The following is a 26971-nucleotide window of genomic DNA, read 5'->3' on the forward strand; positions in this document are numbered from 1 at the left end:
ATGAAACAAGACAATGTACGGTCTAATATAGACGAGATTGTTCGTCAATCACAAAAACGAGGTTTCTTAAAAGGTGTATTAGGTACACTGCTGGTATTAGTTATTTTGAGTGCAGTGCTACTTTTTATTCCGCAGAATCATCAACATGTGACGGACACGCAGCCAGAAATTGGCCAGGCGTCATTCGAAGTTAGTGTGAGTCGTCAGGAGCTAAATGCCCTTGTTGAAAAATATATTAATGCTGATCCATCTTTGAGTCATCAATTTCGATTTGAAATGCAAAAGAAGGGTATGATGTTGTATGGTACGTACAAGCTCTTTGGCCAATCCGTTGATTTTGGTATGCGAATGACACCAGAAGTTACTAAGAATGGTGGTATCCTACTTCATGCAAACTCAGTTGCTGTGGGCCAATTGCCGTTACCAGTGAAATATGTCATGAATTACTTTGGAAAAAAGGTCGATTTACCTAATTGGCTAACATTAGATGCACAGAAAAAAACATTGTTAATTGATTTAGGAAAGGCACCAAAAGTACAGGGTGTTCGTGTAAAAGCAGTTCAAATTAATCCTGAAAAGGATAAATTTGTATTTAAAGGAGGATTTTCAGATAAATGAGACGCCCTTTTTTTCAATGGTTAATGACTCAACGAAATCCAACAACGGCTGATGAAGTCGAAAATTTTGCGAATGCAGCATTTTATGATACGCAGTTTCCCAAACAGTCAGATAATTTTGATTTGATTTCAAGGTATTTGGAAGAAAATGCCACCTATTTACACAGTATGTCCATATTCGATCAAGCATGGTCGATGTATCAGGCATCAGAAGAATAATTGAACGCGAAGGAGTATACAATGTCTCAAATCATACAATGGTTTCCAGGTCATATGGCTAAAGCTTTCCGTCTCATGCGTGAGAATCTAAAACATGTCGATATTGTTTTTGAGTTAGTTGACGCACGTATACCATTGTCATCGCGAAACCCAGAATTAGATGAGGTTCTTGGTGAGAAACCACGTTTGTTAATTATGACGAAAACAGATTTGGCCGATCCTGAGCGTACTAGCATCTGGCGCGACTATTTTGAATCCCAAGGATTAACAGTCGTATCTTTGGATACACGAGGTAATAAAACACCACAAATGATTACAAAAGCAGCCCGTTCTGTGCTAGCAGATAAGTGGCGTAATTTGGAAGAAAAGGGTGTTCAAGATAAAGCAATTCGTGCGTTAGTAGCAGGTATACCAAATGTGGGTAAGTCCACTTTGTTAAACCACTTGGTAATGAAGAATGTGGCGATAACTGGTGATCGTCCAGGTGTTACCAAAAAACTACAATGGTTAAAGACACCCACAAATCTTGAATTGCTGGATACACCAGGTGTTTTATGGCCTAAATTTACTGATCAACGGGTAGGTCAACATTTAGCAATGACTGGCGCTATCAAAGATCAGCTGATCAATTTGGATGATATTGCGTTGACGACATTAAAATTCTTTAGAGACTATCACCCCGAAGCGATTACCACACGTTATCATCTAAGTGAATCAGTTTGGGATGAAAAATCTGATGTTGTTATTTTGTTATTGATAACTGAAAAACTGGGCTTTAAAGATGACTATGATCGTGCATCTGAGCGGTTATTACTTGACTTACGGCGTGGTAAATTAGGACGTTATACAGTAGAACTACCAGATGATCATATCGGTGAGGTAGTCGATGGGTAAGTTAGAGACGATTTCCGAAATAAAACATCTATTATTAAACCAGCCATCTGCCGAAGATCTGCTACGTTGGCAGTCTGATAGCCGGATTGGTGTTCAAAAGTTATTAAGTCGATATAAAAAACAACAAGAAAAATTACTAGCACAACAACAGGCTTTTGATAATCGACTAACTTTTGAAAAAAATGCCTGGCAAAAAGGTCAGATTGTTGCTGGTATTGATGAAGTTGGTCGGGGACCATTAGCTGGTCCCGTAGTCGCAGCGGCGGTTGTGATTGATGAAACTTTTGATATGACGCTTGTCCATGACTCAAAACAGCTTTCTGCCAAAACACGTGAGGCACTTGATGTAGAATTACGTGAAAAGGTAGTTGACTTCGCATTTGGAGTTGTTGATGCAGCAGAGATTGATCGCTTAAATATTTATGAGGCATCCCGAGTTGCGATGCGGCAAGCGGTGGAAGGCTTGACAGCCCATGTCGACAAATTATTAATTGATGCGATGACGGTCGATTTAGAAATACCCCAAGAAAAGTTAATCAAAGGTGATGATCGAAGCATTTCAATTGGGGCTGCATCTATTTTAGCTAAAAATTATCGAGATAATTTGATGAAAGATTTTGCACAACAATTTCCAGGTTATGGTTTTGAACATAATGCAGGATATGGAACAGCAGAACACTTAGCAGGATTAAATACATTTGGAATTACACCAATTCATCGTACGACATTTGCGCCAGTCAGAAAATTTTTAAATTGATGAACAAATCACGTTGCTAATCGTCCTTTTTTAGAAAGGAGATATATTATGGCACAACGTGATTTTTTATTGTGGTTATTAATGGTTCCGGGGCTGAGTATCAAAGGACGGTATCGTATTTGGATTTATTTGCGTGACAATAAATTATTAAAATTACCATGGCAACAAATTCTAATAATTAGTAAAATGCGTCAACCGAAACGAGATGCAGCAACTTTTTGGTTTAAGCAAACCAAGTGGCAAGTTGACTGGCAACGATTACGGAAGCAAAAATTCATCGCAATTTGTGATAAAGAATATCCGATATATCTCTATGAATGTATTGATGCGCCCATTTGTTTATTTTACAAAGGTGATTTATCATTACTTTCACAACCATTAGTAGCTATTGTAGGCTCTAGGCAAGCAACAAAGTATGGGCAAGGCGTCTTGTCATCATGGATTCCAGATTTGGCGGGTGCTGGTCTGGTAACGGTTTCTGGACTGGCTGCCGGAATTGATGAATTAACACACCGTGAAACGCTCAAAGTAAAGGGCAAAACAGTTGCCGTTACCGGAACAGGACTTGATAAAATTTATCCCAAACGTTCTGATCAACTTCAAGATATTATTGCCCATGAGGGATTACTATTATCGGAATATTTACCTTGGCAAGGACCAAAACGACAACATTTTCCAGCAAGAAATCGTATTATCTCAGGACTATCTCAAGTTTGCTTGGTTATTGAGGCTAAAAAAAGGTCTGGTTCACTCATTACAGCGATGCTAGCATTGGACCAAAATCGTACGGTTATGGCACTACCTGGTCGGGTTGATGTCCCAACTTCTAGGGGAACAAATGAATTGATTTTGGCAGGGGCAATTCCCGTTTTGTCTGTAGAACAAATCATTTTAGAATTTGCCAATTTTTACTAATTTGTTGCTTGTATCATACAATGGGCATTTGGCAAAGCTTTGCTGTATAGTGTATAGTACAATATTGTTAGGAACTTAAGCTAATGAAAATAATAAAAAATAAACTATAAGAAAAGAGGTGCACGCAATTGGCTTCACAGACAGCTGTTAAAGAAAAAAAGGCGCGTGCGGTGAAATCAACAAAAACACAAACTAAATCTCGAGCGAAGAAAAAAACGAAGCAAAAAAAGAATTTAGTGATTGTTGAATCACCATCAAAGGCAAAAACGATTGAAAAGTATCTTGGACGCAACTACAAGGTTGTCGCTAGTATTGGTCATATTCGTGATTTGCCTAAGTCAACGATGGGGGTTGATATCGAAAATGACTATCAACCAAAGTACATTAATATACGCGGTAAAGGCGATATTATTAAATCATTAAAAAAAGATGCCAAAGCAGCTAAACATGTTTATTTAGCATCTGACCCGGATCGAGAAGGAGAGGCAATCGCTTGGCATTTATCACATATTTTGGATCTTGATTTGGATTCTAGTGATAATCGTGTTGTATTTAATGAAATAACAAAGGATGCCGTGAAGGATGCTTTTAAACATCCAAGAAAAATTGACATGGATCTTGTTGATGCGCAACAGGCTCGTCGTATCTTAGATCGGTTAGTTGGCTATTCGTTATCACCTATTCTATGGAAGAAAGTGAAAAAAGGATTGTCAGCTGGTCGTGTGCAATCAATTGCTTTGGGACTCGTTATCAAACGAGAGCAAGAAATACAAGCGTTTGAACCTGATGAATATTGGTCACTAGACACAATGTTTAAAAAGAGCCGGACGAAATTTAAAGCTGCATTTTATGGCCTGGAGGGTAAAAAGACGTCCTTGCCTGATAATGACGCTGTTCAAGAAGTTTTAAAAAAGATGGATCGCACAGCACCATTTAATGTGACTAATGTTGTGACGAAGGATCGTAAGCGTAATCCACAGCCACCATTTACAACTTCAACTATGCAACAAGCAGCCAATACGCAGTTAAACTTTAAAACTCGTAAAACGATGATGGCGGCGCAACAGTTATATGAAGGTATCAATCTAGGTGGTAAAAATGGTACTGTTGGATTGATAACATATATGCGTACGGATTCGGTTCGTTTGTCTGACACTGCTAAGGCAGAGGCATCAACGTTTATTAATGATGAATACGGCTCGGAGTATGCGGCTGTAAAACCAGTAGAAGGTAAACAACAGGAAGGGGCACAAGATGCCCATGAGGCTATTCGACCAACCTCAGTATTCCGAACGCCAGCATCTATTAAAGATAAGTTAACGAATGAGCAGTTTAAACTATATCAATTAATTTGGTCACGCTTTGTTGCTAGTCAAATGACCCCAGAAATTTTAGCAACCATGGCAGTAACCATTGAACAAAACGGGGTGACTTTCCGTGCAAACGGGTCACAAACAAAGTTTGCTGGATTTACAAAGGCTTACCCAGCGGCAAAGAATAAAGATAACAAGCTGCCTAGCTTGGCAACTGGTGACGTTGTTGATATGGTATCAATGTCACCCGAGCAACATTTTACGCAACCGCCTGCTCGATATACCGAGGCAACTTTGGTGAGAGCATTAGAAGAAAACGGGGTCGGTCGTCCATCAACCTACGCAGCTACGATTGAGACAATTCAACGTCGTGCGTATGTCCGACTGGATACAAAAAAATTTGTACCAACCGAATTAGGGGAGCTTGTCCAAAATACGGTGCAGGAATTCTTCCCAGATGTTACGAATATCAAATTTACTGCCAAAGTGGAGACTGACTTAGACAACGTTGAAGCTGGTCAAAAATATTGGGTTAAAGTTGTCGATGATTTCTTTACACCTTTTTCAAAAGAGCTAGAGACAGCTGAAAAAGAAATGGAAAAGATTGTCCTAAAAGACGAATTAGCCGGATTTGATTGTGATATTTGTGGTGCACCAATGCTTAAAAAATTAGGCCGTTATGGTAAGTTTTATGCTTGTTCACGGTTCCCAGATTGTCGCAATACACAAACGATTGTTGAAGAAATTGGCTTACTTTGTCCTAAATGTAAAACGGGACAAATCGTTGAACGTAAAACAAAACTTGGTCGTAAGTTTTATGGTTGTTCACGTTATCCAGAGTGTGATTTTGTGTCATGGGAAAAGCCAACTGAGAAAACGTTACCAGATGGTACAACGCCTAAAGATGAGACTGATGACGATAACAAAAATCAAGAAAATACTGAAGAAACATCAAAGTCTTCAAAATGATAGTGTATTTAGTGAAAGGTTGAGTTGTGACAGTAAGTGAAGCTGAAAATGAAAAACAACTTTTTTTAGACTATCTTCGTATTGAGAGACAATATTCGGATGACACACAAAAGGCTTATCAAGGAGATATTTCGGAGTTCCTGACATTTTTGTCTCGAACGCAATCTACTAAAGAGATTGTTTTAGCAGATATTACATCGTTTGATGTACGTGTGTTTTTATCCGAACTATATGAAAAAGGTGATGAGTCACGGACCATTGCGCGGAAAGTTAGCTCTTTACGTAGTTTTTACCGATTTTTAGTTAATAATGAATTAGTGAGCGACAATCCCTTTGTAGGTATCGTTTTAAAGAAGCCAGGCCAACATTTACCACGTTATTTTTATCAGAAGGAATTAAATAGCATGTTTGATGTGGCGGCAAAGGACAAGTCCGCACTTGGACTTAGAAATCAATTGTTACTAGAAATGCTTTACGGCACAGGGGCACGTGTTTCAGAAATTGCCAATATGACCTTACAGAATGTTGATAGTAAGGCACGTGTTGCGACAATTATTGGAAAAGGTAATAAGACACGTATTGTACCATTTGGGCGTTATGCGGCTGATGCCTTAGCAACTTACTTAGAGGCAGGTAGACCTGTACTAGCAAGTAAGCAGGATGAGCCTTTTAATAAATTATTCTTGAATCAACGTGGGGCACCAGTCACTACGGCAGGAATTGAGTATATTTTGAAACAAATTGGTAAAAAAGCAGGTTTGACCCAAGATGTGACTGCTCACATGTTTAGACATACATTTGCGACTGATCTTTTAAACAATCAGGCTGATTTAAGAACCGTACAACAGCTGTTAGGACATAGCAGTTTAAGCACAACCCAAATTTATACACACGTAACAACGGAAAATTTGCAGAAAAGTTATCGTAATTTTTTTCCAAGAGCTTCAGACTAGCATATAATAAATTGGTAAAGACCAATTTTATTTGCTATCATTATGGTAGTATCTAGTTATTTTGGAGGGGTTATGTCAGTTAAACTTGAAAATGAAAATATAATTGTTAAGATATCGGAAATGGGTGCGGAACTTACAAGTGTTACGAGACGTGACACCGGCCTGGAATACATGTGGACAGCAGACCCAAATTTTTGGGGTCGCCATGCGCCTAATTTGTTTCCAATTGTTGGTCGTCTAAAGGGAGATCGCTATAAATACCGTGATAAAACTTATTTTATGACACAACATGGTTTTGCCCGTGATAATGAATTTGATTTGGTAGAGAAAACTAGTACAATGGCTAGGCTTCGCCTAGTAGATTCAGAAGAAACACAATCAATCTATCCATTCCATTTTCAGTTTGATATTATTTTTCGATTAACTGATCAAGATATGTTGGGAATCACTTATGTTGTTACCAATACTGACACGCATGACATTTATTTTTCCGTTGGTGGTCATCCGGGTTTCCGTGTTCCACTTGAAGAAGGAGAGAAATTTACCGACTATTATGTCAATGTCGATCCAACTCGTAAATATTCACGCTCAAAGTTAGTCGGGCCGTATCTAGATAATAATTTAGACACGACGTTTAATTCGGACATTCCCTTACGTTTACGCTATGATGATTATAAAAATGATGCCATTATCTTACGACTAGATAGCAATCCTGTATCGGTTGTCTTGGCTAAGCTACATGAGTCTCACGGAATTACCATGCACGTACAGGATGCAAAATATCTGGGTATTTGGACGCCTTATGGTAAAGATGCGCCCTTTGTCTGCTTAGAGCCTTGGTGGGGAATAGCTGATACTGTCGATGCGGACGGTATTATCAATCATAAGTATGCGATTAATAATTTAGCACCAGCACAAACATTTACTGGCTCATACTCACTATCCTTCTTTTAAAGTTAAAAAGATAATAAATAAAAAAACTCTCTCAGAGTAAGTTAGATGTTGATAACCTGTAAAAGTTATCACTGCCAACCTTCTGAGAGAGTTTTATTTATTATTTTTTTGATAACCAATAGCCCAGCCCAAATGGGACTTTTGATTCAGTACCATTAAAGATTCGCTTAATATTACCACGGTGTCGGTAAAATACGAATATTGTTAGTGCGAGGGCAATCGTTGTTAGTAACCAATCATGCAACCAAAATGCTGATAGTAAGGTGACAACAGTAAAACCAAGCATTGAACCAATTGAGACCATACTAGTAAGCAAAATGGATGAAATAAAGGCAATGACAGCAGCTAGGAACATAGAAGGGCTATATAGTAGCAAGACACCAACAGAGGTGGCAACTGCTTTACCACCTTTAAAGCCAATCCACATAGAAAATGTGTGACCTAAGATGGCACCTAAACCGACAACCATGAAAGCCCATTGGGGTGCTGGCCCCCAGATACTAGCCATCAAAGCGCCTAGTATTCCCTTACATAAGTCGATAATTAAGACGATTGTGCCCGGTACTGGACCTAATGTTCTAAAAGTATTAGTGGTGCCGATATTTCCCGAACCTAATTCTAATATATTCTTCTTATAAAAGATCTTTCCAATCCAATATCCTGTTGGAATAGACCCAAATAAGTAAGCCAAGATAAAACTAATAATAAAATGAAAAATCGTCACAACGATATCTCCTTAAATGTATTTTAATAATTGCATGGTTCTATTGAATTACAGAACGATATCTATTCTAGCATGTTTCTAAAGGTTGAGACTTTAAATTTTTTTAATAGTATTGCGTCAGAGGTTAGTTTTGAGCTATTATGAAATCTGAAACGCATTAAATTGCAAGTTAAATTATATGAAAGGGAAACGTCCATGGCAAAGAAAAATGATTATTCGGATGATTCCATTACAGTTTTAGAAGGACTCGAGGCAGTTCGTAAACGACCGGGGATGTATATTGGATCAACAGATGGAAAAGGTCTCCATCATTTAGTGTACGAGATTTTTGATAATGCTGTTGATGAGGCATTGGCCGGTTACGGTGATGAAATCAATGTAACCATTCATGAAAATAATGCCATTACAGTGGTAGATCATGGTCGTGGTATGCCCGTGGGTATGCATTCATCTGGTAAACCAACACCAGAGGTTATTTTGACAGTTTTGCATGCTGGTGGAAAATTTGGCCAGGGTGGTTATAAGACGTCAGGAGGCCTTCATGGTGTCGGCTCTTCGGTTGTTAATGCATTATCTAGTGACTTAGTTGTTACGATTGTACGAGATGGTGTGAAGTATCAGGAACATTTTATAAACGGTGGTCATCCTGATGGCACATTAAAGAAGATTGGTAAAACAAAGGAAGCTTCTGGGACAACGATTACTTTTAAACCAGATCCTCAAGTTTTTTCAACAACAATTTATAATTTTAATACGTTGGCCGAAAGATTACGTGAGTCGGCATTTCTGCTTAGTGATGTCAAAATCACCTTAACTGATGAACGGTCAGGACAAGAACAAACTGAAACGTATCATTTTCCAGAAGGGATTAAGGCTTTCGTCACTTATTTGAACGAAGATAAGGATACTTTAGGTGACATCATGTATTTTGATGGCACTGCGCAAGGAGTTGAAGTTGAAGTATCCGCACAATATAATGACGGCTTTTCGGAAACGATGATGTCTTTCGTTAACAATGTGCGAACGCCAGATGGTGGTACTCATGAAGCGGGTTTGAGAGCAGCCTGGACTAAAGCATTTAACGACTATGCCCGACGCGTAAACTTGCTAAAAGATAAGGACAAGAATCTTGAGGGCTCGGATGTTCGCGAGGGATTGTCAGCGGTAATTTCATTGCGAATTCCAGAAAATATTCTTCAGTTTGAAGGTCAAACAAAGGAGAAGCTAGGAACACCTGAGGCCAGGACAATTGTTGATAACATTATCACTGAGCAACTTGGATTCTATTTAATGGAAAATGGTGAATTTTCTCAGAACTTAATTCGAAAGTCTCTTCGTGCTAGGGAAGCGCGTGAGGCAGCCAGAAAAGCCCGGGATGAGGCTCGTTCTGGTAAAAAGAAAGGTAAAAGTGAACGCCTACTATCTGGAAAATTAACGCCTGCCCAATCGAAAAATGCTAATAAAAATGAACTTTTCTTAGTGGAGGGTGACTCCGCCGGTGGTTCTGCTAAACAAGGTCGTAATCGTAAATTCCAAGCAATCTTACCGTTACGTGGTAAAGTGTTGAATACTGAAAAAGCCAAATTGCCCGATATTATGAAGAATGAAGAGATATCGACAATTATTTATACCATTGGTGCGGGTGTTGGACCTGAGTTTAAAGTGGCCGATGCAAATTACGATAAAATTATTATTATGACCGATGCGGACGATGATGGGGCCCATATTCAAACGCTGTTACTGACTTTCTTTTATAAGTATATGCGTCCATTAATTGATGAGGGTAAGGTTTATATTGCTTTGCCACCGTTGTACATGTTACGTAAAGGTAAGGGCAAACAACAACAAATCGAGTATGCCTGGACCGATGATCAATTAGTTGAAGCTGAAGAAGAAATTGGTCGGGGATACACATTACAACGCTTTAAGGGGCTTGGTGAAATGAATGCTGAGCAACTTTGGGCGACAACAATGGACCCAACACAGCGTACCTTGATTCGGGTTAAGGTTGATGATGCAATGCTAGCTGAGAAACGGGTTACCACGTTGATGGGTGACAAGGTTGAACCTCGTCGTAAATGGATTGAAAGTAATGTTGCCTTTAACTTAGTCGAAGAGGGTGATACCCTCCTTGAGGAGGCGGTTCAAAATGAAGAGCTCAGTTCACAAAGTAAAGAATTTGTCACGCCAGTTATTGAAAGTTGGCAAGACAAAAAGGAGTAAGATTGAATGGTAGAAATTGGCAATATTCAAGAATTAAGCCTTGAAGCAGTTATGGGTGACCGCTTTGGGCGTTATTCGAAGTACATCATTCAAGAGCGTGCATTACCAGATATTCGTGATGGGTTGAAGCCCGTACAACGCCGTATTTTGTACGCCATGAATAAGGATGGTAATACTTTTGATAAACAATTCCGTAAATCTGCAAAATCAGTTGGAAATGTTATGGGTAACTTCCACCCACACGGTGACTCTTCAATTTATGAGGCACTCGTACGCATGTCTCAGGACTGGAAATTACGGGCACCTCTCGTTGAAATGCACGGAAACAATGGATCAATCGATAATGATCCACCAGCAGCTATGCGTTATACAGAGGCACGTTTGTCGAAATTAGCTGGTGAAATGTTACGTGATTTGGAAAAAGATACTGTTGATATGGTATTGAATTTTGACGATACCGAATATGAACCAACAGTCTTACCGGCTCATTTTCCTAATCTGTTAGTAAATGGAGCGACTGGAATTTCTGCCGGATATGCAACAGATATCCCCCCTCATAACCTGGGCGAAGTAATTGATGCATTGATTTATCTATTGGCGCATCCAAAAGCGAGTTTAGAAGATTTGATGGGATTTGTTCAGGGACCTGATTTCCCCACTGGAGGGATTATAGAAGGTGTGGAAGGCATTAAATCCGCCTATAAAAATGGGCGTGGTCGCATTGTAGTCCGCTCAAAAACTGAAATTGTTAGTTTAAAGGGTGGTAAATCACAAATTCAAGTTAGCGAGATTCCGTATGAAGTCAACAAAGCAAACTTAGTTAAAAAGATCGATGAGTTGCGCTTAAATAAAGATGTATCAGGAATCGTTGAAGTGCGTGATGAATCTGATCGTGATGGGTTATCAATTGCTATTGAATTAAGCAAAGATGCAAATGACCAAGGTATTTTAGCTTATTTGTTAAAGAAAACTGATTTGCAAGTTACTTATAATTTTAATATGGTAGCGATTCATGATCTACGTCCAGAACGAGTGGGACTAAAAACCGCTTTACAGGCATTTTTAGACCATCAAGTTGAAATTATTACTAAGCGAACGGAGTATGATTTACGTAAAGCGAAGGAACGTCAACATATTGTTACTGGTTTAATCAAAGCACTGTCAATCCTTGATGAAGTGATTGCAACGATTCGTAGTTCGGAAAATCGTAAAAGTGCTAAGCAGAATTTAGTTGATCAATATGATTTTTCTCTCGAGCAGGCGGAAGCAATCGTTACTTTGCAATTGTATCGATTAACGAATACTGATGTGACACAATTACAAGCAGAATTTGAAGAATTATCTAACCAAATCATGCACTTTAATGCTATTTTGTCAGAACCTAAAGTATTACGCCAAGAATTACGTCAAGAACTAAAAACCATTAAAAAGAATTATAGTACACCACGACTAACAGCTATTGAAACAGATGTTCAAGAATTGAAGTATGATTCGACTGTGACCGTTGCTGACGAGGATGTTGCCGTGCTTGTATCGAAAATGGGATATGTTAAGCGCTCATCATTGCGTTCGTATAAAGCGTCAGGAGATGAAAACGGGCTGCGTGATGATGATCAGACGTTATTTGTCGATCGTGTCAATACGCTACAACATATGTTTATCTTTACTAACAAGGGACATGTTATTTATCGCCCTATTCACGAGTTACCTGAATTCAAGTGGAAAGAACCTGGTGAACATTTATCACAATCAATAAGTGGTTTTGTTGCTGATGAGGAGATTATCCGTGTTGAGGTTGTGGACGATATTAATTCATTAGAAGGTACTTGGCTAAGTGCGACAAACGATGGTTATATTAAACAATTTAGTTTTGAAGATTTAACGCCTCGAAGTACGTACAAAAAGCGCAGTACCGTCTATATGAAGTTGAAGGCTGATGATGCAGTCATAGTTGGCCTGGAGTATCTACCTGTAGGAGCAACCAGTAATCGTACTGTCGTCCTAACGACGAGACATGCAATTGGCTTGCGTTATGATGTCAATGAAGTACCAACGTCTGGTAATCGTACGGCAGGTGTAAAGGCAATGAACCTAGCTGCTGATGATATCATCGTTGGTATGGCAACGGTAACGGCAAAGCAAGCAGTGGTTATCATTACGCACCGGGGTGCCTTTAAATGGATGTCAGTTGACGAAATACCTGTGACGAGTCGTGCTCGCAAAGGGGTTGCTATTATGAGGGAGTTAAAGAAGGATTCCCATGAAATCGTGGCAACTATCATTGTTGATCAGCAGGCACCAGCACCATTATCGATTTTTACGAGTCGTGGCAAACAGTTTGACGTGTCACCTAAGGATCACGGTTTGAGTCAACGATACAGTAATGGTAGTTTTATTATTGATGTTGCAACTGATGGACAACCCGTAAGTATCCGTTTATATGATGAAACAAAAGTAGAAAATTAAAGTTTTCTGGATGTTTCATCATTAAAAATGGTGTATTATTAATTGTAATGATAAAGAAATAATGAATTGGAGAATTATCTGATGACTAAGACGTTGGTTTTTGGACACCAAAATCCTGATACAGACACAATTGCATCTGCTGTTTCTGCAGCTTACTTTTTAAATAAAGCTTATCAAGTTGATACAGAAGCTGCTGCTTTGGGAACACCCAATGCAGAGACTGAATATGCATTAAACTATTTTAAATTAGAAGCACCTCGTGTTATTGAGCAAGCCGACACAGAAGAAGTCGTTTTGGTTGACCACAATGAGGCAAGCCAATCAGTTGCTAATTTAGCTGATGTTACCGTAGCTGGTGTATATGATCACCACAAGATCAATTTCACTTCAGCTGCCCCATTATGGTTCATTAATAAGCCATTAGGCTCAGTTGCCACTTTGCTTTATTATGAATACAAAGACGCTGGTATTGAAATTCCAGCCAAGATTGCTGGTTTAATGCTTTCAGCAATTATTTCGGACACGCTTTTGCTAAAGAGCCCAACGACAACATCTGCCGATAAGCCAGCATTAGAAGGACTAGCTAAGATTGCTGGTTTGGACGATTATGAAGCTTATGGTTTGGAAATGTTGAAGGCCGGAACGGACCTATCAACTAAGTCAGCAAAGGACTTAATTGATGGGGATGCTAAGTCATTTGAGCTAGCTGGACAAACTGTACGTATTGGTCAAGTTAACACAGTGGATGTTAATGATGTGTTTGCTCGCCGCGATGAAATCGCAGCTGCAATTGAAACTGAATTAGCAGAAGATGGTTATAGCACATTTGTATTCGTTGTTACTAATATTTTGGATTCAGACTCAGACATTCTTGTTTTGGGTGAAAACCAAGACAAGGTAGCAGCTGCATTTGGGGTAACATTAACCGACGGTCGTGCATCATTACCAGGTGTTGTTTCACGTAAGAAGCAGGTTGTGCCACCATTAACAACAGCCTTTGAAGGATAATAAAAAAGAATTGCTGAATAACAAATTTCTACTAGTAAGGAATTTGAATCAGCAATTCTTTTTTGTATATTTTTAACTGAACGCTTATTCATAAAAAAGATGATAGACATTTTGTACGCTTAATTCGTTACCAACAAAGTAAAGTGTGTCATCTTTTTCTATTTTGGCGTATGGACCAGGTGATAGTGTCAAGCGGTTTTCATGGAGAATACCAACTAGAGTTGTACCAGTTCGATGCCAAAAGTTTAATTCACTAACAGTTTTATCAAACATTGGCGAATCATTGTTTAACTTTAATTCATAAGGCCTAAATGGATTGTGCTCTTTATAATATTGGGTTTGTTCAATAAAAGCATTTAGTGATTGTGTTAGGGTTTCTAATCCTGCCTCTTGATTCGCAATTTGCTTAACCAAATCAGTCTGTAAGTTTTGTAGGTTTTGTGCATCGCTTTCTGAATTAATAAATTCTTGTGCTTTTTCGCGAGAAATGATGATAGCACCACTGCCATGATGGGTTTCAACAATACCTAAATCTTCTAAAATGCTAATTGCCCGACGAGCAGTTTCTGAAGATACGCCATAATTAGTTGCGAGTGTTGATCGCGCATGAATTTTTTTACCGACTTGTAGTTGACCATTACTAATCTGTTCAGCAATTCGTAAAGCGATTCTTCGATAGCGAGGTTGCTTAATGGTTGGCATAAAATCCTCCTAAAATTAGTCATATACTTACAGAATATCATATAATGCGCTAAACGTCCGCTTTTAGCAATTATAAAAAATAATTGGTACGGTTATTTAATTAACTAATGGCACAACAACCTTAACATTTGCATAACATTGGTATAGATGGTATAATTTGACCAAAGTGACAACCTTATGTTTAAAATAGAATTGTCACTTAGCGAGAGCAGTATGTCTTTCGAACAAGTAGGAGGAGAAAATATATGTCAAAGGTAAAAATTGAACACCTGACTAAGATTTTCGGAAAGCGTGTTAAGCCAGCACTACAGTTGGTTGAACAACATGAATCAAAGACTGAAATCTTAAAGAAGACAGGATCAACTGTTGGTGTATATGACGCTAACTTATCTGTCGAAGAGGGTGAAATCTTTGTTATCATGGGACTTTCTGGTTCAGGTAAATCAACGTTGATTCGACTATTGAATCGGTTAATTGAACCAACATCAGGTCATATTTATATTGACGACGAAGATGTTTCGGGACTCAATAAGGAAAAATTGCTTGATGTTCGACGGAAAAAAATGAGCATGGTTTTCCAAAGTTTTGGATTATTTCCACACCGCACTATTTTACAAAATACCGAATATGGTCTTGAAGTAAAGGGTGTACCTAAGTCTGAACGACGTGAAAAAGCTGAAAAGGCATTAGATAATGCCGATTTGTTAGCGTTTAAGGATCAATATCCAAGTCAGTTATCTGGAGGTATGCAACAGCGTGTTGGGTTAGCGCGTGCATTGGCCAATGATCCGGAAATACTACTAATGGATGAGGCTTTCTCAGCCTTAGATCCATTGATTCGTCGTGATATGCAAGATGAGTTATTAGATTTGCAAGAGCAATACCAAAAGACGATTATTTTTATTTCCCACGACTTGAATGAGGCTCTTCGTATTGGTGATCGTATCGCTATTATGAAGGACGGGGAAGTTGTTCAAGTAGGTACTGGAGAAGAAATCGTTACGCAACCTGCTAACGATTATGTTCGTGCCTTCGTTGAAGACGTTGATCGTTCAAAGGTTTTGACGGCTGAAAACATCATGATCAATCCATTCTTCACTAATATTGAAGTCGATGGACCTAACGTTGCATTGAAGAAGATGCGTACTGAAGAGGTTTCAGGATTGATTGCTGTTGATCGTCGCCGTCAATTCCAGGGTTACATTACCAGTGAGGATGCTATCCGAGCACGTACAGAAGGATTAAAGTTAGCAGATGTTGCTAAGCAGATTCCAACTGTTGAGCCAGATATGTTAGTCATGGATATTATGCCACTGATTTATGACTCACCAACGCCATTGGCTGTTGTTGAAAATGGTCGCTTACGTGGTATCTTAATTCGTGGTCGTGTGCTTGAAGCCTTGGCTGCAAATGGGCAATCAGATGAAGCTGAAGCTGTTGAAGCTGAGGTTGAAAAGAAACATGCTGAATCCGAGTCAAAGCAAGTAGACGTAAAGGAGGAAGTATAAAATGTTTGTTCTAGCAGATTTATTTCCTAAGTTGCCTTTAGGTCCTTGGGTTGACTCAGGAATTGATTGGCTAACGGATCATTTGAGTGGTCTGTTCGATGCTATTCAAAGCGGTGGAAATGTTGTGATGGATACAATGACGGGTGCGCTATCAGCGATTCCAGTTTGGCTATTCATTATTGGTGTGACAATCTTTTCAATCTTGATGTTTGGTAAGAAGTGGGGAGTGCCATTCTTTACATTCATCGGTTTGTTGATTGTTGAAAATCAAGGTCTCTGGTCAGACTTGATGAGTACGTTTACCTTGGTTATTATTTCTAGTTTGATATCAGTTATTATTGGTGTCCCACTTGGAATTTGGATGGCTAAGAATGAAACGGTTAATAAAATCATTCAGCCAATCTTAGACTTTATGCAAACAATGCCCGCCTTTGTTTATTTGATTCCGGCGGTTGCATTCTTTGGTATCGGAGTTGTTCCTGGTGTATTTGCGTCAGTTATCTTCGCATTGCCACCAACAGTTCGTATGTCAAACTTGGGTATCCGTCAAGTACCTAATGACTTAGTTGAAGCAGCTGATTCATTTGGATCAACTGGAAAGCAAAAGTTATTTAAGGTCGAGTTACCACTTGCGCAAGGAACTATCTTCTCTGGAATTAACCAAACGTTGATGCTAGCACTTTCAATGGTTGTTATCGCATCAATGATCGGTGCGCCAGGACTAGGACGTGGTGTCCTATCAGCCGTACAAAATGCTGATATTGGTAAAGGATTTGTTAATGGATTCTCATTAGTTGTTTTGGCAATTATTATTGATCGCTTTACACAAAAACTTAACCGTACACCTGCAGATAAGGCGGCAGCGGAACCAGCTAAGCATCACTGGAAGGGTTGGACAGCCCTTGCTGTAGTGGTCGCTATGATTGGTGGTGGTGTGGTTACATCATTAACTTCTGGTAGTTCACAGAAGGAATCAATCAAGTTGGTTTATGTGCAATGGGACTCAGAGGTTGCATCAAGCAATGTTTTGGCCCAAGCAATGCGTCAACATGGTTATGAAGTTGATTTAACACCACTTGATAATTCAATCATGTGGCAATCAGTTGCTAATGGTCAGGCAGACGCATCTGTATCTGCTTGGTTACCAACAACTCACGGTGCGCAATATAAGAAATATAAGGATGACCTTGATATAGCTGGTACTAACTTGAAAGGTGCTAAAACTGGTTTAGTTGTACCAAAGTATATGGATGTTGATTCAATTGCTGATTTGCAAGATCAAGCCGGTAAGAAGGTTACAGCCATTGAGCCAGGTGCTGGTGTTACTAAGGGTGCTGAAAAAGCCCTTAAGGATTACGGCATCGGTGATCAAGGTTGGCAAGTTACTCCTTCATCATCTGGTGCGATGACTGTTGCCTTAGGTAAAGCAATTAAAGCAAAGCAAGATATTGTTGTTACTGGATGGGAACCACACTGGATGTTCCAAAAGTATGATTTGAAGTACTTGAAGGATCCAAAGCAATCATTTGGTAGTACCGAATCATTAAAGACGATGACTCGTAAAGATTTGAAGCAGGACAAGCCTGATGCATACAAGGTTCTAAAGAACTTTAAGTGGACCAAGGAAGACATGGGTGAAGTTATGCTTGATATCGAAGATGGTAAGTCAGCCAAGAAGGCTGCAAACACTTGGATTAAGAATAACCAATCAAAGGTTGATGCTTGGTTCAAGTAAGGGAGAAAATATAGTATATGTTGACCGAACAAATTGAAGATGCCTGTATTTATTTCATAGTCATCGTATTAGCGCTTGTTGTTAGTGTGACGATTATGGCAGACAAATCGTTATTTGCTCAAATCATGCTGATGCTAGGTACAATTACTAGTACAGTAATGTTAGTAAAGCAGTGGCGAAACAATTGATGAGGTTGTAACCATGGTGACTTATAGTCACCATGGTTTTTTTATGGTCACCATGGTTTTTTTATGGTCTAAATTTGAATTTTCATTGACTTTATTGTGAAATAAGTTACAATATTAATTGTGAAACACGTAACTAATAGCTACCGTTAGATGGTGTATTTAGATCATGAATATTAATTTAACAGTGTTTTTAATTTGTGAATAGAATGTTTTTTGTAATTAGCGAGTGTCTGATGAGAGGAATTTTGGTGAAGTTATGATGAAAGTTGCAATTATTGGTAGTACACATGCAGGTACTTTTTCAGCGATTCAAGTTAAACAGCAACATCCAGATGCCGAGATAACGGTATTCGAGCAACATACAACTGTCTCATTTTTGTCATGTGGTATCGCCCTGTGGTTGGGTGACCATGTTTCTGACGAACAACGTATGTTCTATGAAACACCAGCGACGATGACAGAAAAAGGTATCATTATGAAGATGCAGCATGAAGTGGTTGCCGTGAACTTAGCTGAAAAATCCGTGCAGGCTAAAGACTTATTGACTGGGAAAATCTCTTCGGAAATATTTGACAAAATTGTTATCACGACTGGATCAAAACCGCTAATTCCTAAGATTAGTGGCATCGACAGTGACCGTATCTATATGGTTAAGTCATGGGAAGATGCTCAGAAAATAAAAGCTGTGGCTAGTGATGTAAAACGTGTGGTTGTGATTGGTGCTGGCTATATTGGTGCTGAAATTGCCGAGCAGTTTTCGGTGACAGACAAAAAGGTGACTTTAGTTGATGGCTTTGACCGTGTATTGCCGAAAAACTTTAGCCCAGTCATTTCAAACCGTTTGGCGCAATCATTTCAAGAACATGGTGTGAAGCTGGCTCTAAATCAGATGGTGACCTCATTCGAGGATTTGCCTGATGGCGGCATTCGGGTCAATACGGATAAAGGTAGTTATGAAGCTGATATTGCTGTCTTAGGGATTGGCTTTTTGCCTAATACGCAGTTGTTTGCCGGGCAGATTGATATGCTTGATAACGGGGCTATTATTACTAACAAATACATGGAAACCAGCATGCCTGATGTTTATGCTGCTGGAGATGCAACGACGGTTTATTATAATCCAACACACGAATATGATTATTTACCACTAGCTACAAATGCGATTCGCCAAGGCATGTTAGTTGGTAAGAATATTGATGGTCATCATTTACCTTATAGTGGTACTCAGGGTACGTCAGCCGTTGAATTATATGGATTTGCCATGTCAGCAACTGGTTTGAATAAGGCAACTGCAGAACAACATGGTTTAGAAGTGGAGGAAACAATCTACGAAGAGAATTATCGGCCTGAATTTATGCTATCAACAACACCAGTATTATCAACCTTAACTTGGGAAAAGGAAACACGGCGTATCGTTGGTGCAGCGTTTATGTCAAAACATGATATTTCTCAAGCTGCTAACGTTGTTTCTTTGGCAATTCAAAATAATATGACGATTGATGATTTGGCAATGGCTGACTTCTTTTTCCAACCTAATTTTACACAACCGATAAATTTTGTTGGTGCAACAGCTTTGCAAGCCGTTAATGATAGTGATGATTAGCATAAGATTTATAAAACTATTGACTTAAAAATTAGAATCATCTAATATATATTTCATACGTAAAACATTTTTAAACAAGTTGATCAGGAAAGTACATGATAATGCGATGTATAGAGAGCTGCAGTTAGCTGAAAAGCAGTCTGAGGAATATGATGGAAAATGGCCTGTGATTGGGTATTATAAATGGCAAGTTCATGAATAGTACACGGGATGGTCTTCGTTATTAGACACACGTATAAGCAATGCATCATTTCGCACCCTGCTTGCACGTTCAGAGTTTTTATTGAGTAATCATTAGAAAAAATTAGAATGGTAACACGAGTCGTCGTTTCTAGGTTTAGGTCCTAGGAACGACTTTTTTTATGGAGGAAAGTATGAATAAAAGAAAAATACGGCTTGTATCAACAATTATAGGTGCATTAAGTGTATCTGTGTTGGTGACGAATACAGCTGATCAAGAAGTCTCAGCAAATAGTAAGGCTAAGACTGTCACAGCTGGGCTTGTGGGGGATTCTGATCGACAACTCTGGGAGTATGTTAAAAAAGATGCGGCCAAGAAGTATAATATTAATGTCAAATTAAAGGTATTTACTGACTATGTAAAGCCTAATCAAGCCCTGGTAGATAAATCAATTGATTTAAATGCCATGCAAACAATTGATTATTTTAAAGAACAGAATAAACACTTAGGTAAAAAATTGGTGCCAATTGGTAAGACTTATGTGACACCAATTAGGATTTATTCCGAAAAATACAAAAACTTAGAAGATTTACCTAAAAATGCAACCATTATTGTGCCAAATGATGGTTCTAACGAAAAAAGAGCACTAGATGTTCTAGAGTCAGTAAAATTGATCAAATACAATCATGATAAGAAAGTCCCTGGTGTTAAGGACATTACCACCAATAAGAAGAATTTTAAGGTAAAAGAAGTGAATTCTGAACAAACAGCATCAGCATTAAAGGGGGTCGATGCTGGAGTAGTCAATACGAATTATGCATTGGATGCAAAGTTAGATATTGATAAAGCGTTGTATACAGAACCAGTTAATGAGGCAAACAAGGGTTATATCAATATTATTGTCTCACGAAAAGATAAACAGAATAAAAAGATATATCGTCAAGTTGTAAAAACTTATCAAACAGATAAGACGAAAGCACATATGAAAGATTTATATGGTTCGGCTGAAAAGGCAGCTTGGGATATTAAACTTAAATAAGGAGATATAGTTATGGCTAAAGAGACAGCAATTTTTGCAGGGGGATGTTTTTGGTTCATGGTTGAACCATTCGAAACGCTTCCGGGTATTTCAAAAGTTCGTTCAGGATACACAGGTGGATTTGTAGATAATCCAACTTACGAACAAGTAAAGGCCCATAAAACGGGGCACACTGAAGCGGTTAAAGTGTGGTTTGATAATGACGTCGTGACTTATAAAAATCTTGTTGATTTATATTGGCAAACAGCTGACCCCACAGATGCTATGGGTCAATTTCAAGATCGTGGTGATAATTACCGGCCAGTTATTTTTGTAAATTCTGAAGAGCAAGCAAAGATTGCTGAGCAATCTAAAGAAGCTTTGGCAGCATCAAGTATTTTTGGAGATGATCCGATTGTCACGAAAATTGAAAAATCTGGTGTTTTCTGGGATGCTGAAGATGAGCATCAACAGTTTTATAAAAAACATGTTGAGACTTATGCAGAAGAAAAGCAGGCACGTGATGCCTATAAAGCAGAGTATTGGGGGATTAATAAAAAATAAGAGTGCCATAGGAAAAATTTGATTAACTCGTTATACTAATAGTTAACGATTATATGAAGGGATGACTGTCAAAATGGCATATAGTTTTTTGGTTAACCCAATTGCTGGTAATGGCGTTGCGAAACAGAAATGGCAAAAATTGCAAAGATATCTAAATGAACAATCAATTGCTTACCGTGTGTTTTATTCTGATGGTCCAGGAGGTATTGAAAATAAACTGTTTCAAAGTACCCTTGATCAAGCACCAGTGATTGTTATTGGTGGCGATGGGACACTTCATGAAGCGTTGAATGGTTTGCTAAAAAATAAGGCACTAAACCGAACTAGGCCGATTGCCTATATTTCGGCTGGATCTGGTAACGATTTTGCTAGAAGCCATCAATTATCAGATTATCCAATTCAAGCGTTTAAACGAATTAACCATCAGATAGAGCAAAATTACGTCACATTATTAGATATTGGCAAATGTCTTGATGAACAAACTAGTGAGATATCCTATTTTGTCAACAATCTTGGTATTGGTATCGATGCTACGACCGTTGCCTTTGCTAATCAGTCAAAAATTAAGCAGTGGTTGAATCGATACCATCTAGGTGGATTCAGTTATTTTTTAGCTATTTTTCAAAGCTTGCAGCAACAAGATGCTTTTGATGCTGAAGTGGTATTACAAGATCAAAAGGAAAGTTATTGCACTAATAATGCCTTTTTAATAACAGTGTCGAATCAACCTTATTTTGGCGGGGGAATTAAAATATTGCCTGATGCTAGTTCAGTTGATGGTCTCTTTGATATTGTTTTGGTGGATCGTCCGAAAAGCTTAGGCCGTTTAATTTGGTTAATTGGTGCCTTGTTAAGAGGTAACCATTATCGATATTCGGAGGTACATCATTTGAAGTCAGCGCGGATTGGATTGAGATCCGAGATAAAAGAATATAGTCATTTAGATGGCGAGGTCATTCCTGCTAGAAAAAATGTCCTACAACTAAGCACTATAAAATATCCTTTCTATATATAAAAAATAAGGCGCCACCTAAGATCAGGTGGCGCCTTATTTTTTATATTTTAAATCATAATGAACATAGGTAAAATCAGTGGTCGACGTTTTGTTTGTTCGAATAGGAAACGTTGTAATTGTGAAACAACTGCGTTTCGAATACTATGTTCGTTGGCAGTTGGTTCGTGCATAGCAGATAAGATTGCGTGGAATATTACCTTGCGACCTTCGTTTATTAATTCTTCAGACTCACGCATATAGATAAAACCACGTGATAGTATATCTGGTCCAGCAGTGATTTCTTTATTTTTTAAATCAATCGTTGCAACAACAACGACTAGACCATCTTCAGAGAGCATTTGGCGGTCACGCAATACGGCCGTACCAACATCACCGATACCGTTACCATCAACATAAGTATCTTGAGCTGGCACATGACCAGCAACTTTGGCTTCATCTGGTGATACTGCAAGTACGTCACCATTGTCCAAAACAAAAGTGTTCTCTTCAGGAACGCCAACATCATGACCAAGTCCTTCATGGACTTTCAGCATTCTGTATTCACCGTGAATTGGCATAAAGAATTTTGGCTTCATGAGTGAAAGCATTAACTTTTGTTCTTCTTGACCACCGTGACCTGAGGCGTGAATGTTATTGATTTTACCATGAATAACATTTGCACCAGCTTCTTCTAATTCATTAATAACGCGGTTCACAGATTGTGTGTTACCAGGAATTGGTGAACTAGAAAAGATGACCGTATCATTTGGCTGGATTGATATCTGTCGGTGGGTACCGTTGGCAATCCGGGCTAGGGCAGCCATTGGTTCACCTTGAGAACCAGTTGACATAATGAGAACTTCTTCTGGTGGTAAACGATTGATCTCGTGAGCATCTACTAACATATCTTCAGGAATATCAAGGTATCCAAGGGCTAGGCCATTATTGACGGCGCTTTCCATTGAACGACCAAAGATGGCAATTTTGCGACCATGTTCAATTGCCGCTTGGGTTGCCATTTGAATTCGAGACATATTTGATGCAAAGGTTGCAAAAATAATTCTGCCATCAATTTCGTTGAACAATTTGTCAATGGTTTTCCCAACCCAACGCTCAGACTTTGAAAATTCTGGGCGTTCGGCATTGGTTGAATCTGACATCAATAATAGTACACCTTCAGAACCAATGCGAGCCATCTTTTGTAGATTAGGTGCTTGTTTAGTCGTTGGTGTTAAATCAAATTTAAAATCACCTGTTTCAACAATGGTTCCAGAAGGGGTGTGGACGGCCACACCAAAAGTGTCAGGGATAGAATGAGTTGTACGGAAAAATTCAACACTCATTTTATCGAATTTAAGAACGGTGTCTTCATTTATTTCATGTAGCTCTGTACTATTTAAAAGACCGTGTTCGTCTAATTTATTTTTGATCAGGGCCATTGCTAAGGGTCCTGCATATACAGGAACATTGACGGCATTCAAAAAGAAATGAATGGCACCAATGTGGTCTTCGTGCCCATGAGTAATGACGAGCGCTTTAATTTTGTCTTTATTTTCTTTGAGGTAGGTATAATCGGGAATAACGTAGTCAACTCCGAGAAGATCATCTTCAGGGAATTTAACACCAGCATCAACAACGATAATTTCATCGCCAAACTCAATACCGTAAGTGTTCTTTCCGATTTCACCTAAACCACCCAAAGCATAGACTGCTGTCTCCTCAGGCCGAATAGTTAAATCAGTTTTCATATATTAAAACTCCGTCAACTTAAAATCTGGGCTCTGTTGCTCGTATGCAAGAGCCTTTTCTGACAGTTGTTCAATATGTTCGACATTGTACTCAGTATTTGATTCAACAGCTAAACGAGCAGCTGGTAAATCTGTTGCATCCAAGTATAGAGAATGTGTATTTTCACGTTCAGGACTTTGGAAGGTGTTAGGTTGATAGTAAACTTTAAAAATCATAGTAATAAAGTATCTCCTTATTTTTTTATTCCGATTCTTTGTATATAGCTAGTTTAGCAGAAAAAGGCATTATCTGCTACTAACGTAAAAGTTATCCTTTACAATGTTATACATAAGGTATAATATTCGCGCGTATTTCGGTTATTAATAAATGTTGCAGTATTGCCGTCTAATCAATCGTTTTTTACTTGGAATTCAGGTACACTAAATATAATGATTATTAAAGAGATATGTAATTTTTTTGAAGGGAGACTATAATGTGGATTCTATGGGTTCTGGTAGTTATAATAAGTGTTATTATTGCAATAACAATTTATCGACGATATGGGCGACGTTTGACTGAACGACAAATTATTGCATCACAACAAATAGTGAATAAAGGTTTAACATATGCTCTGGGTGATTTAGGGGATGCACTTTACTTGAATTCTGATAAATATATTTCTTCAACTTTGGTAGCAAATATTTGGGGTCATGAAGTGATGGCTTTTGAGTTTGTCTTACCAGTATCAGGAGTGCAAGAAGTTGTTGTGGTGAGACAAGCAGTTAACAATGCTTTAAGAGAATATGCTGAAAAAAATAATTTGCAGAGTGCTTCAGAAACAGATATGGCATTATTAGTAACAGATGTTTGGTATGATACGCGTATACCGGAATTACATATTGATATTGCACACATTATTAACCAAGAAACGGCCGCTTATATTAGAGATTTAAGGAAATTGAATCAACCCGTTTAGAATTTGGTATACTAAAATTAACTTAAAAATAGGAGATTCTGAAGATGTATTTGATGAATGAAATTACACGTGATGGTAATAAGGTTTTACGTGAACGTGCAGCTAAGGTTGAATTTCCTTTGTCTGATGAAGTAAAAGAAGCGTCAAAAAATATGATGGAGTATCTGGTTGTCAGCCAGGACGAAAAAAGGAATGAGAAATATGGTTTACGACCAGGTGTTGGCTTAGCTGCACCTCAAGTAGGTATTTCACAACAATTCTCATCAATCTTAATTCCTACGGATGATGTAGAAGAACTACAAGATCAAAAAGAAACTGGTGATGATTACTTCTTTAAAGGAACGATTTATAATCCAGTTATTACCCGTCAATCAGTAAAAAAGGGTGCTTTATCAATGGGTGAGGGTTGCTTATCTGTGGATAATGACTTACCTGGTTATGTTGCACGATCATACCGAATTACCGTAAAGTTTCAAGATGAAACTGGCGAAAAGCAAGAGTTGCGTCTTGAGGGTTATCCTGCGATTGTATTCCAACATGAGATCGACCATTTACACGGTACGTTGTATTATGACCATATTAATAAAACTGATCCATGGGCCGAAACTGACAATACACGTTATTTAGGGTGATTTATATGGCAAACTCAGATAAAAATTTTACTTACCCAATTCTATCTGCTTGGAATAAAGATGACATTATCAACGCCAGTAAGTTATATTCGGCGGTGGCTAATGCCTATGAAATTGGTATTGATCGCCAAACCTTATTGGATGCCTATGCTGCTTTTAAAACAGTCGTCCCCAGTAAAAGTGAAGAAAAACAAATTGGGCGTGAATTCGAAAGTACATCGGGCTACAGTATATACAAAACTGTGAAATTAGCGCGTCAGACGGAGAGCCATCATCTTAAAATGGAGGACTAGCGTTTATGAATCAGGCACAATTACAAAAGATGGATGAAACGGTGCTCGGTTGGTTAGATGATGTTAGTGACATTGTCATGAAACGAGTTTGTCAACGAATGCAAATCGAGACAAAGTCCAGTCATCGAGATTTAGTTACCAATGTTGATCGAGAAGTTGAACAGTATTATGTGCAACATATTAGAACATTTGATCCGGAAGCACAGATTCTAGGTGAAGAAGGATTTGGGGATGCTGTAAAATCGACAGAAGGTCGAATTTGGTATGTTGACCCGATTGATGGTACGATGAACTTTGTCAAACAACAAGATGAATTTGCTACCATGATAGCTGTTTATGAAGATGGTGAACCTGTTATGGCATGGATTATGGATATCACCAATCATGATGTCGTTCATGGTGGTCCTGATTTTGGTGTTTTTCATAATGAAAAACCATTGCAAGCACCAGCAGATATGCCATTGAAAGATGGTCTTATTATTCTATCAGGTGCCCGACTATTATATGAAGAAAAGGGTTTTCCAGAGTTAGCTAAATCGGCGATTGGATATCGTGTCTACGGCTCAGCAGGCATTTCCTATTTGCATGTGCTAACAGGGAAAGCGGTTGCTTACCTCAGTCGCATGCGACCATGGGATTTTGCTGCTGGTGTTGTTCTGGCAAAATCTTTAGGTTTAAAGGTTGGAACAATTGACGAACACCCTTTGAATATGTTACTATCAGGTTCAGTGCTTGTGGCAACAGAGAAGACATACGATGATATTAAAGAAATTCAAAAGGAATGGACTTAATGTTGTTGGATTGATTGTCGATTGTTACACCGATTACAGAAACAAG

At 38.6% G+C, this 26971-nt stretch carries 26 protein-coding genes and 1 other annotated feature; of the genes, 22 read left to right on the forward strand and 4 right to left on the reverse strand.

The window, feature by feature from the left end:
- From FFM62_RS03580 to FFM62_RS03615, 8 genes are all read left to right on the forward strand, one after another.
- A complete protein-coding gene (locus FFM62_RS03580; protein WP_115470782.1) occupies positions 1–618 on the forward strand; it encodes a YpmS family protein in 618 nt (205 codons plus the stop codon).
- The gene (locus FFM62_RS03585; protein ID WP_075269841.1) at positions 615–836 is read left to right on the forward strand and encodes a YozE family protein; all 222 of its coding nucleotides are present in this window, start codon (positions 615–617) and stop codon (positions 834–836) included. The genes FFM62_RS03580 and FFM62_RS03585 overlap by 4 nt, the downstream gene beginning before the upstream one ends.
- 21 nt (positions 837–857) lie before the next feature.
- A complete protein-coding gene (gene ylqF / locus FFM62_RS03590) occupies positions 858–1730 on the forward strand; it encodes a ribosome biogenesis GTPase YlqF (protein ID WP_115470783.1) in 873 nt (290 codons plus the stop codon).
- A complete protein-coding gene (rnhB, locus tag FFM62_RS03595; protein ID WP_115470784.1) occupies positions 1723–2487 on the forward strand; it encodes a ribonuclease HII in 765 nt (254 codons plus the stop codon). Before ylqF ends, rnhB begins: the two co-directional genes overlap by 8 nt.
- Positions 2488–2535: 48 nt before the next feature.
- The gene (gene dprA, locus FFM62_RS03600) at positions 2536–3402 is read left to right on the forward strand and encodes a DNA-processing protein DprA (RefSeq protein WP_115470785.1); all 867 of its coding nucleotides are present in this window, start codon (positions 2536–2538) and stop codon (positions 3400–3402) included.
- Between the two features lie 128 nt (positions 3403–3530).
- Entirely contained in the window at positions 3531–5684 is a 2154-nt protein-coding gene (gene topA / locus FFM62_RS03605) for a type I DNA topoisomerase (RefSeq protein WP_210727696.1), read from the forward strand.
- 26 nt (positions 5685–5710) lie between these two features.
- Positions 5711–6637 (forward strand): tyrosine recombinase XerC, encoded by a 927-nt coding sequence (gene xerC / locus FFM62_RS03610; protein ID WP_115470786.1) that lies wholly within the window; start codon positions 5711–5713, stop codon positions 6635–6637.
- Positions 6638–6709: 72 nt separating this feature from the next.
- The gene (locus tag FFM62_RS03615; protein WP_115470787.1) at positions 6710–7591 is read left to right on the forward strand and encodes an aldose 1-epimerase family protein; all 882 of its coding nucleotides are present in this window, start codon (positions 6710–6712) and stop codon (positions 7589–7591) included.
- Positions 7592–7691: 100 nt separating this feature from the next.
- Here the strand turns inward: FFM62_RS03615 and plsY are convergent, their stop codons facing one another.
- Positions 7692–8315, reverse strand: coding sequence for a glycerol-3-phosphate 1-O-acyltransferase PlsY (gene plsY / locus FFM62_RS03620; protein WP_115470788.1), 624 nt, complete (start codon positions 8313–8315; stop codon positions 7692–7694).
- A 195-nt stretch (positions 8316–8510) separates the two neighbouring features.
- On the opposite strand from plsY, the gene parE reads away from it, so the two are divergent.
- The 3 genes from parE (at position 8511) to FFM62_RS03635 (ending at position 14012) form a co-directional block, all read left to right on the forward strand.
- Entirely contained in the window at positions 8511–10538 is a 2028-nt protein-coding gene (parE, locus tag FFM62_RS03625; protein WP_115470789.1) for a DNA topoisomerase IV subunit B, read from the forward strand.
- A 6-nt stretch (positions 10539–10544) separates the two neighbouring features.
- The gene (gene parC, locus FFM62_RS03630) at positions 10545–13004 is read left to right on the forward strand and encodes a DNA topoisomerase IV subunit A (RefSeq protein ID WP_115470790.1); all 2460 of its coding nucleotides are present in this window, start codon (positions 10545–10547) and stop codon (positions 13002–13004) included.
- An 81-nt stretch (positions 13005–13085) separates the two neighbouring features.
- Complete coding sequence (locus FFM62_RS03635; protein ID WP_075269832.1) at positions 13086–14012, forward strand: manganese-dependent inorganic pyrophosphatase; 927 nt, start codon at positions 13086–13088, stop codon at positions 14010–14012.
- Between the two features lie 84 nt (positions 14013–14096).
- On the opposite strand, the gene FFM62_RS03640 is transcribed toward FFM62_RS03635, so the two are convergent.
- A complete protein-coding gene (locus FFM62_RS03640) occupies positions 14097–14714 on the reverse strand; it encodes a GntR family transcriptional regulator (protein ID WP_115470791.1) in 618 nt (205 codons plus the stop codon).
- Positions 14715–14959: 245 nt separating this feature from the next.
- On the opposite strand from FFM62_RS03640, the gene FFM62_RS03645 reads away from it, so the two are divergent.
- From FFM62_RS03645 to FFM62_RS03670, 7 genes are all read left to right on the forward strand, one after another.
- Positions 14960–16222, forward strand: a complete 1263-nt coding sequence (locus tag FFM62_RS03645) for a quaternary amine ABC transporter ATP-binding protein (protein WP_115470792.1) — start codon at positions 14960–14962, stop codon at positions 16220–16222.
- A gap of 1 nt (position 16223) precedes the next feature.
- Positions 16224–17957 (forward strand): ABC transporter permease/substrate binding protein, encoded by a 1734-nt coding sequence (locus tag FFM62_RS03650; protein WP_137604533.1) that lies wholly within the window; start codon positions 16224–16226, stop codon positions 17955–17957.
- Positions 17958–17974: 17 nt separating this feature from the next.
- Positions 17975–18145, forward strand: coding sequence for a hypothetical protein (locus FFM62_RS10100; RefSeq protein ID WP_165845883.1), 171 nt, complete (start codon positions 17975–17977; stop codon positions 18143–18145).
- 259 nt (positions 18146–18404) lie between these two features.
- Complete coding sequence (locus tag FFM62_RS03655; protein ID WP_115470794.1) at positions 18405–19748, forward strand: FAD-dependent oxidoreductase; 1344 nt, start codon at positions 18405–18407, stop codon at positions 19746–19748.
- A gap of 70 nt (positions 19749–19818) precedes the next feature.
- Positions 19819–20084, forward strand: a binding site (T-box leader).
- 38 nt (positions 20085–20122) lie between these two features.
- Positions 20123–20968, forward strand: coding sequence for a MetQ/NlpA family ABC transporter substrate-binding protein (locus tag FFM62_RS03660; protein WP_115470795.1), 846 nt, complete (start codon positions 20123–20125; stop codon positions 20966–20968).
- 12 nt (positions 20969–20980) lie between these two features.
- Positions 20981–21511: a peptide-methionine (S)-S-oxide reductase MsrA gene (gene msrA, locus FFM62_RS03665; RefSeq protein WP_115470796.1), complete on the forward strand. Its 531-nt coding sequence runs from the start codon at positions 20981–20983 to the stop codon at positions 21509–21511.
- Between the two features lie 73 nt (positions 21512–21584).
- A complete protein-coding gene (locus tag FFM62_RS03670; RefSeq protein WP_165845886.1) occupies positions 21585–22526 on the forward strand; it encodes a diacylglycerol/lipid kinase family protein in 942 nt (313 codons plus the stop codon).
- Positions 22527–22573: 47 nt separating this feature from the next.
- Here the strand turns inward: FFM62_RS03670 and rnjA are convergent, their stop codons facing one another.
- A complete protein-coding gene (gene rnjA / locus FFM62_RS03675; RefSeq protein WP_115470798.1) occupies positions 22574–24253 on the reverse strand; it encodes a ribonuclease J1 in 1680 nt (559 codons plus the stop codon).
- A 3-nt stretch (positions 24254–24256) separates the two neighbouring features.
- Complete coding sequence (locus FFM62_RS03680) at positions 24257–24469, reverse strand: DNA-directed RNA polymerase subunit epsilon (RefSeq protein WP_115470799.1); 213 nt, start codon at positions 24467–24469, stop codon at positions 24257–24259.
- A gap of 257 nt (positions 24470–24726) precedes the next feature.
- Here FFM62_RS03680 and FFM62_RS03685 point away from each other — a divergent pair, with 257 nt between their 5' ends.
- Genes FFM62_RS03685 through FFM62_RS03700 form a run of 4 tightly spaced genes read left to right on the forward strand, consistent with a single transcriptional unit; the run spans position 24727 to position 26925 of the window.
- Complete coding sequence (locus FFM62_RS03685) at positions 24727–25209, forward strand: hypothetical protein (RefSeq protein WP_115470800.1); 483 nt, start codon at positions 24727–24729, stop codon at positions 25207–25209.
- A 44-nt stretch (positions 25210–25253) separates the two neighbouring features.
- A complete protein-coding gene (gene def / locus FFM62_RS03690) occupies positions 25254–25841 on the forward strand; it encodes a peptide deformylase (RefSeq protein ID WP_115470801.1) in 588 nt (195 codons plus the stop codon).
- Between the two features lie 5 nt (positions 25842–25846).
- On the forward strand, positions 25847–26134 hold the full coding sequence (locus FFM62_RS03695) for a UPF0223 family protein (RefSeq protein WP_115470802.1): 288 nt from the start codon (positions 25847–25849) through the stop codon (positions 26132–26134).
- Between the two features lie 5 nt (positions 26135–26139).
- Entirely contained in the window at positions 26140–26925 is a 786-nt protein-coding gene (locus FFM62_RS03700; protein ID WP_115470803.1) for an inositol monophosphatase family protein, read from the forward strand.
- Positions 26926–26971: the final 46 nt, after the last annotated feature.

Origin of the sequence: Weissella thailandensis (assembly GCF_005405465.1) — a bacterium.
Lineage (GTDB): Bacteria > Bacillota > Bacilli > Lactobacillales > Lactobacillaceae > Weissella > Weissella thailandensis.